The sequence below is a fragment of the Rhodopirellula sp. UBA1907 genome, from assembly GCF_002337565.1.
In the GTDB taxonomy this organism is placed as follows: Bacteria; Planctomycetota; Planctomycetia; order Pirellulales; family Pirellulaceae; genus Rhodopirellula; species Rhodopirellula europaea.
Genome location: NZ_DDGH01000023.1, coordinates 24,302 through 32,557 on the forward strand (window position 1 = coordinate 24,302; position 8,256 = coordinate 32,557).

6 protein-coding genes are annotated in these 8,256 nt (G+C 55.9%); 3 read left to right on the plus strand and 3 right to left on the minus strand.

The annotated features are described in order from the left end of the window. The coding region (gene gatC / locus B2R17_RS05180) for an Asp-tRNA(Asn)/Glu-tRNA(Gln) amidotransferase subunit GatC (protein WP_286763130.1) at window positions 1-279 on the minus strand (279 nt) is incomplete at its 3' end. Beyond that, window positions 279-551 (minus strand): 50S ribosomal protein L28, encoded by a 273-nt coding sequence (rpmB, locus tag B2R17_RS05185; protein ID WP_007334954.1) that lies wholly within the window; start codon window positions 549-551, stop codon window positions 279-281. The genes rpmB and gatC, both read right to left, overlap by 1 nt. 698 nt (window positions 552-1,249) lie before the next feature. Between rpmB and B2R17_RS05190 the strand changes: the two genes are divergently transcribed. After that, entirely contained in the window at window positions 1,250-2,476 is a 1,227-nt protein-coding gene (locus B2R17_RS05190) for a porin (protein WP_286763186.1), read from the plus strand. Between the two features lie 354 nt (window positions 2,477-2,830). Beyond that, window positions 2,831-4,159: a porin gene (locus B2R17_RS05195; RefSeq protein ID WP_008665432.1), complete on the plus strand. Its 1,329-nt coding sequence runs from the start codon at window positions 2,831-2,833 to the stop codon at window positions 4,157-4,159. 89 nt (window positions 4,160-4,248) lie between these two features. On the opposite strand, the gene purB is transcribed toward B2R17_RS05195, so the two are convergent. Then, window positions 4,249-5,685 (minus strand): adenylosuccinate lyase, encoded by a 1,437-nt coding sequence (gene purB / locus B2R17_RS05200; protein ID WP_008665431.1) that lies wholly within the window; start codon window positions 5,683-5,685, stop codon window positions 4,249-4,251. Between the two features lie 150 nt (window positions 5,686-5,835). On the opposite strand from purB, the gene B2R17_RS05205 reads away from it, so the two are divergent. After that, window positions 5,836-7,917 carry a membrane or secreted protein gene (locus B2R17_RS05205; RefSeq protein WP_286763132.1) on the plus strand — a complete coding sequence of 694 codons (2,082 nt, stop codon included), beginning with the start codon at window positions 5,836-5,838 and terminating at the stop codon, window positions 7,915-7,917. Window positions 7,918-8,256: the final 339 nt, after the last annotated feature.

An 8,256-nucleotide genomic window follows, 5' to 3' on the forward strand; every position in this document is an offset into this window, starting at 1 on the left:
CGTGCCGTCTTGAGAGGCGGGAGCCGTGCGTGTCGCCGCTTTGGATGACAGGCTTTGGTCGGGAGCGTCGTCGCGGAAGCAGTTTTCGACGTCCAGCGCACTCGTCATCGGCTCGACACCGGAGGTGTCGAGTTCGGACAATTGTTCAACGAAACCGAGGATGTCCGTGATTTGCGGACCAAAATCGGTTTGCTCCTGCTCCGTAAGCTGAAGTCGAGCCAGTCGAGCCAATTTTTGGATGTCGACCGAACCACCGCTGCCGTTGCCGGAACTGGACATCAGGACTTTTTGCTGCCGCTGACGTCAAATGGTTTGGTTTTCACCGTTTTGCGAACGACACCGCTGCGGATGCACTGCGTGCAAACTCGCATCGATTTATTGGTGCCGTTTGGCAATGTCACGTGAACTTTTTGCAAGTTGGGGACAAATTTACGGCGGGTACAGCCGGTGATCTTGGTACCGACACCGCCCAAGTACTTCGCTTTACCCCGGGTTTCGATACGGTTGCCCATTTGGACTTTTTTGCCGCACGCTTCGCACTGTCGTGCCATCTGATTCTCCGCCACCGCTCGCGGTGATTGTCATGAATGTGGTTTGAGACGGTCAAAATCCCTGGTTTCAGGGAGAAGCCCCGCAGGATAGCGGGTGGAACGTTTTATTGAAAGCAGGATTTTCAGATGCGGGGCGTGTTCGGAGTGGGAAGCGTCAAAGTTTGCCCAGCTGGAACGTTGAGAGCGACCCGCAGATGAGGATCAATAGGCGCGTTGCGCACCTCGCGGGCGGTTTCTAAGTCGTTTTGTGCACCGGTTGAGGACAGATCCCGCTAACCCACCGATGAATTCTCCCGACGACATGATGGATTGCTTTCAACTCACTCGAAATTTCTCGAGGTGATTGATTCGAATTCCGAAGCGATTGCCTGAAAGTTTCGATGTGCCATCGGCGGCAGGCAGCGTGTGCGTTGAAAGAGCGATGGACTGCGTTTGTTTCATCGTTGAGAGCGAGAGATCGGCCCTCCCTAATTGTGGGGGCACAGCTTCCCGTTCGAACAGCATCCATTTTGAATCTTGGTGACACGAAACGACCCAATTGGATTGGGATATCAACGGAGAAAGCAATGAAGCTTAGTAAACTAGCTCTGATCGCAGCGGTTGCATGCGGCGTTAATGCCACGAACCTGACCGGCGCTTCAGCAAATGATATTGGATTGGTCTCTTGCACCTCATCGCTTTGCGATTGTGGTGAGCCCGTGTGTGGTTGTGAGCCTGTTGGCGGCTGCGACACCGGTTGCGAGAACGAAGTGACTTGCGGTTGCGAAACCATTGGTTGCTTGGGTGATTGTGGATGCGACTCAGGCTGCGACAGCGGTTGTGATTCGCTCTGCGGCGGTGGCCTCGGAAGCTGCTTGCCCGGTATGGGCGACTGCTGCTTGGACGACCCTTACACACTGTTCGGCGACGTCTGCGGCATCGAAGTCGGCGGATGGGCGTCGATCGGCTACCACACAAAGGCATTGCCTTTGTTCAACAGCCGTCCCGACAACGTTCAGTTGCAACAAGCATGGTTGTACGCTGAAAAAGCCATCGACACTTCGTGTGGATTCGACATCGGTGGACGTATTGATTACGTCTACGGTACCGACGGACCCGACACGCAAGCGTTCGGAATCGACAACGGTCACTGGGACAACCAATGGGACAACGGTGGGGACTACGGCTCCGCGATTCCTCAGTTGTACACAGAAATGGGCTACGGCGACCTGTCGGTCAAGGTTGGTAAATTTTTCACGACCATTGGTTTTGAAGTCGTTGCCGCTCCGGACAACTTCTTCTACAGCCACGCTTACACGATGTACAACAGCGAGCCCTTCACCCACACCGGTGCTTTGGCAACGTACGACGTTTCGGATGACCTGAGCGTATTCGGTGGATACACGGTGGGTTGGGACAGCGGTTTTGAAGACAACGGCGACAGCTACCTCGGTGGTTTCTCGGCTGGTTTGACGGATGACTTGACCCTGACCTACGCCACGACCGTTGGTCGATTCAACGAGCGTCAAGGCGTTGCTGGCGGAGCCGAACGAGGATACATGCACTCGATCGTTGCTGATTACGCTGTGAGCGACAACTTGCAGTACATCATTCAGTCGGACGTACTGGATAGCGAAGATGCTGCTGGTGCAACCGTTCGCGACACGTTCGGCATCAACCAGTACTTGATCTACAACATCAATGACTGCTTGTCCTTGGGCAGCCGCTTCGAGTGGTACCAAAGCGAAGGCGTCTTCAACGACGGAAACAATGTCGACAGCGACGTCTACGCTTTGACGACCGGTATCAACTACCGTCCTCACGCCAACGTCTTGATTCGTCCCGAAGTTCGTTGGGACTGGGTCGATGGCGACTACACCGGGATCTTGGAAAACAACGACGACGATCAAACCACCTTCGGTTTCGATACGATCTTCACGTTCTAAGCTGCCCCGAAGGACGATTTCGTGAGACCCAAGAGGCCGGTTCACCGCAGAAATGCGATGAGCCGGCTTTTTTTCGTTTGCGTTCAAGATTTCAGCAAGCACGACCGAAGGCTTTCGACTCGCCGGACCAACCACCTAACCCGCAAAGTTTAACGCTGTGCCGGATTTTCCGGTGATTCGGGCTGGGGTTTCTATGGCAATGGTCTCAATTGCATCGCGCCGCGAGGACGATACTTCCCAGCAAGGACTCGCCTCTACTTGGCGGTCGACACGGTTGACTGGTTTGCTGCCATGGAAGGTGGCAGTCACTGTGGGCGCGGCGAATCCATTTGAAATCGATCAGGGACGAGCAAGATGAAATCGAAACGAGCTGCTTTGTGGTTGGCCCTCGGTGGCTTGGTTGGATTGGGAAGCCTCAATGGCGCTTCTGCCGCCGACCGATTCGTGGCTGACGCAAGTTACCAGGGCGGAATGCCCACGACGCAAGCCGAAGTCCTCCCCGTGGGGCACTTCAACGCCAGTTGTGATGAATCGTGTGACACGTTTCCCGAAATGGAATGTGGTTGCGGCGAACTGACCTGCGATGGTGGTTGTGGGGACATGGGAGGCGGCCTGTTCGACGATGGTGGCTGCGGCATGTTCGATTGCGATCTCGGCGATCCGTTCACCCTGTTCGGCGAAGCCTGTGGCTACACCGTCGGCGGCTGGGTTCAAATGGGCTACCACAGCAAAGCGTTGCCTTTGTTCAACAACCGCCCCGACGAAGCCAACTTGCATCAAGCTTGGTTCTACGCCGAAAAAGCGATCGACACCTCGGACGGGTTCGATTTCGGCGGACGCATTGACTACGTCTACGGCATCGATGCCCAAGACACGCAAGCGTTCGGCATCGACAATGGTCACTGGGACACCGGTTGGGATCGCGGCGAGTATGGCAGTGCGTTGCCACAGGTCTACGGCGAAGTGGGCTACGGAGACCTGTCGGTGAAGTTTGGCCGCTTCTTCACGATCATTGGTTACGAAGTCGTTGCCGCTCCAGACAACTTCTTCTACAGCCACGCTTACACGATGTACAACAGCGAGCCCTTTACCCACACCGGTGCATTGGCGACTTACAACGCCGGCGATGATCTGACCTTGTACGGTGGTTACACGTTGGGCTGGGACAGCGGATTCGAAGACAACGGCGACTCGTTCTTGGGTGGTGCATCGCTTGCAATGAGCGACGATGTCACGGTCACTTACGCAACCGTTGCTGGTCGCTTCGCAGATCAGCCCGGCGGAACCACTTCGCAAGGCTACATGCACTCGATCGTCACCGACATCACGTTGACCGAGCAACTGCAATACATCTTGCAATCGGACTACATCGACGCGGAAGACGGCAACGGTGCCAACTTCAAAGAAACCTACGGTCTGAACAACTACCTGATCTACACGGTCAGCGATTGTTTGGCCTTGGGCAGCCGCTTCGAGTGGTATGACGCCGATGCGGGTGTCTTCAACGGCAACGTTGACGTCTACGCGTTGACCTTGGGCGCCAACGTCAAGCCGCACGCCAACGTCTTGATCCGTCCCGAAATTCGTTGGGATTGGGCAGACGGAGCCGACGTGACCGGTATCTTGGAAAACGACGAAGACGAACAAACCACGTTCGGCATCGACACGATCTTCTTGTTCTAAGAACGGACGATCCAAGAGAGAAACTTGATCTCGCCGGTGCCATGCGGACCGGCGAGATCTTTGCGTTGACAGGCAGTTGCCCGTTGAAATCAGACGGTGACTTCGACGCTCAAACTGTCACCGCCAGAGTATCGCTGGCGGATGGGAGCGATGATCGCTTCCATGAACTCGTCGACTTGTTGGGGAGCTCGCCCCACGTAGGCGTGCGGATCAATCGCAGCTTCCAAGTCGATGCCGGCGAAGTTCTCGTCGCCTTTGAGACGTTCCAGCAGATCGTTGTCGCCAGCGTTCTGTTTGACTTCCAGTGCCGCGGCTTGGCTGTGCACGCGAATTTGCTCGTGCAAATCTTGACGGTCACCGCCCGCAGCGACCGCTTGCATCAAGATGTTCTCGGTCGCCATGAACGGCAGTTCGGCGCCCAAGTTTTTCGCGATCGTGGCTGGGTAGACGACCATTCCGTCGGCAACGTTTTGCATCAACACCAGTGCTGCGTCGATCGCCAAGAACGCTTGCGGGATGACCAAGCGGCGGTTGGCACTGTCGTCGAGTGTACGTTCCATCCACTGAGTCGCCGCGGTCATCGCGGGGCTGCTTTGCAGGCTCATGACAAACCGACCGAGTGCACAGATTCGCTCGCTCCGCATCGGGTTGCGTTTGTAGGCCATCGCCGAGCTGCCAATTTGTTTCTTTTCAAACGGCTCTTCGACTTCTTTGCGGCCGGCGAGCAAGCGGATGTCGGTGGCGATCTTGTGCAGGCTTTGCCCGATTCCGGACAGGGCGTCGAGCAATTGAGCGTCGACCTTGCGTGGGTAAGTTTGTCCGGTGACCGCGTAGACGGAATCAAAGGAGAGCTTTTCCGCGATTCGTTTCTCGAGGGTTCGCACTTTGTCTTGGTCGCCCGAGAACAACTCGAGGAAGCTGGCTTGGGTTCCCGTGGTGCCCTTGGCCGAGCGGGCTCGCAGCGTTTCGAGACGATGTTCGATCGCTTCGAGATCAAGAACCAGGTCGTAGATCCACAAGCAGGCTCGCTTTCCGACCGTGGTGGGCTGAGCCGGTTGAAAGTGGGTGAAGGCGAGGCAGGGCAGGTCGCGGTGCTCGGCAGCGAATTTTGCCATTTGGTCGATCGTGGCCGCCAAGCGTTTAGCGGTGAGCTCAAGAGCTTCGCGAATCAGCAGCAGGTCCGCGTTGTCGGTCACAAAGCAACTGGTCGCGCCGAGGTGGATGATCCCGCGGGCGTCCGGGCATTGGTCCCCATATGCGTGCACATGAGCCATCACATCGTGGCGCAATTCACGCTCGTATTTGGCCGCCGCATCCAGATTTAAATTGTTTTCGAACGACTTCAGTTGTTCGATTTGGGCATCGGTGATCGCGATTCCGAGTTCTTGTTCGGCCTCCGCGAGCGCGATCCAGACCTTTCGCCAGGATGCAAATCGCCGCTGGGGGCCCCAGTGAAACGCCATTTCTCGTGACGCGTAACGCTCAATCAGGGGGTTTTGGTACGGAGTTTCCTGCGTTTCGGTCATTTTGGTCTCTTGCAAGGGCACAAATCAGGCGATGGATGGTGACATCGGCATTTCGGCCCGAAATGGAAGGGTTTACGATATCGGCCGGCTGAGCCAGTCGCGCAGAGACGCGGGCTCGGATGGATTCCGATGATTTCAGACGGATCTTGAATGAATTTTCAACGGGTGCAAGTGGCGGACAAACGAGTGATCAATCCCACGCGAATATATTTTTCCAACTTCGACGGTCGAACACAGGCTCGCCGCGTCGCGGTGTTCCATGTGATGACAGCCGTTCTGGCCGTGTGTTTGATTGGATCACATTTGGTCGCTCAAGATGCGGCACCCGCGAAGGAAGCTGGGCCCGCAAAGAAAGCTGGAGCAGAGCAGGGCGGTGCCAAACCCGTTTTGATGACGGCGCTGAAGTTGTTGCCCGACACAGCGGCCGGCGTGGTGCGTATTCCCAACCTGACTGTGCTGTGTGATTCGTGGAAGAAGACAACACTGTCTGGCATCACGGATGATCCTTCGATGAAGCCATTGATCGATGCCAATTTTGGCAGCCAAGGTGCCGTGTGGGAAAAGCTCGGCGACAAGGTCGGCTTGCGTCCAAAGGAACTGTACGAGATCGCGACTGGAGAAGTGATTGCGGTTTGGTTGCCCTTTGAAAACGACAACCGTCGACCTTCTTCGGTTTGTGTTGTGGCCGACATTCGCGGCAAGCACGCGGAAGCGGAAGCTGTCTTGAAGCGAGTTGATCAAGATCTGAAAGCCGACGGCGCGACCCGCACCGATGTCACTCACGCGGGCGAGACCGTTCGCGTGTACCGACCAAAGACGCGACCCGGGCAACTGAAGATCGAACAAGTTGTTGTCTCGCTCACCAAAGATCGCGTGATCGCATCGGATCGCGACTCGGTGGTGCTGGAGATCCTGGACGCGATTGCAAACGATGGCCGGGAAGATTCCTTGGACAAGGCACCTTTGCTGCGAACCGTTTGGAAGCAGGCTCTGTCGCGTAGTGAAATCGAAACGGAAGGTTCGCAGGTTGAATGGTTCGTTAAACCTTTGACGATGGGCCGGATCATTCGCGACGTTGCCAAAGTGGATCGTGGCAACAAGGTTCGCATTTTGAATCTGTTGGAAAACCAAGGGTTCGATGCCTTGCAAGCGGCCGGTGGTATCGCGGTCGTGGGTCAGGGCAAGTTCGACTTGCTGCATCGTGGTTACGTGCATGCTCCTCCCGTGACCGACAAACCCAGTCGCTATCGTTTGGCGGCTCGGATGCTGCAATTCCCCAACACACCGCTGGATGAGATTCCGGCATGGGTTCCTGCCAACACGGCCAGCCTCACGCGAGTGAACTGGAAGATCGAAGAAGCGTTTTGGGCGGTGGAGACATTGGTCGACGAAGCCTTCGACAATGAAATTTTTCGGCCCAGCATTGAAGGCATCCGCGACGACGAGGAAGGGCCGCAAATTGATATCGAGAACAATGTCCTGCCAAACCTTTCCGAACACCTGTTGTTGCTGACTGACAACACGTTGCCCGCGACGGTGGATTCGGAACGCGTCTTGGTCGCGATCGAAGTTCGCAATGCGGATGCAATTGGAACGGCGGTTCGCAAAGCGATGGAAGTCGAACCGGATGTTTTCAAAGTCGACTCGGTTCCAGGGATTGAAATTTGGCAAGTCAAACACGGCAGCGGCGACGATGAACTGGATGATGAGTTCTTCGATGATCTCGGCTTCGAGGAAGAGATCGATGAACAACAGACTCCGCTGTTGAACACATGGGCCATTGCGATGGTGCCTGCGGGCAAGGGCTCCAAGAAGCCACACCTGGTGTTTAGCAGCCACGTGGACTGGTTGGTCGATGTGGCGAAGCGGATGCAAACCGGCGAGGGCGACAAGCTCGTAGACCTGGATGAAGTCAAAGACCTTTTGAAAATGACCAGAGAGATGGGAGCCGATGAAGTGGCTTTTCAACGCGTGGTGCGTCTGCGTCAGTCGTTGCGAGCGAAGTACGAACTTCAACGCCAAGGTGAGTTGAAGAACAGTGATTCCGTTCTTGCTTCTTTAGTCCGGCGAATGTTCGAAGGCGACGAGCCCAAAACGGACGAACCCATCGAGCGTTTGAACGTCAGCAAATGGCCAGCGTTCAGCGAGGTCGAGAAGTACTTCCGCAACGCGTTCGGATTTGTCGAAACCACCGAAACCGGTTGGAACCTCAACGGGTTCCTGCTGAAGTGAGCAAACCCTTTGGGGGGCGAGAGTAGAACTGTTGTCCTCAACTGTTCCGTGGGGCAGGCTTCAACGGCCAAGCCTCGTCGCAACCAAGCTCACATCAACCGCTGGCTTTACACTGCTGGATAACGCGGGAATGACCACGACGGCCCCTTCCGGTGTGGCGTGGTCGTGATGCGAGGCGGGGCGATTGCAAATTGCAAAATGGACATTGCAAATTGGCAATTGCAGGTCTGCGTTGTCACGTGAGTTGCTGAGCCGGAAACACTTTGCAATTTGCATTGATCAATTTGCACTTTGCAATTACTCGCCGCCTCTTCAACCGGGCGAGGTCGGTGAATTGCG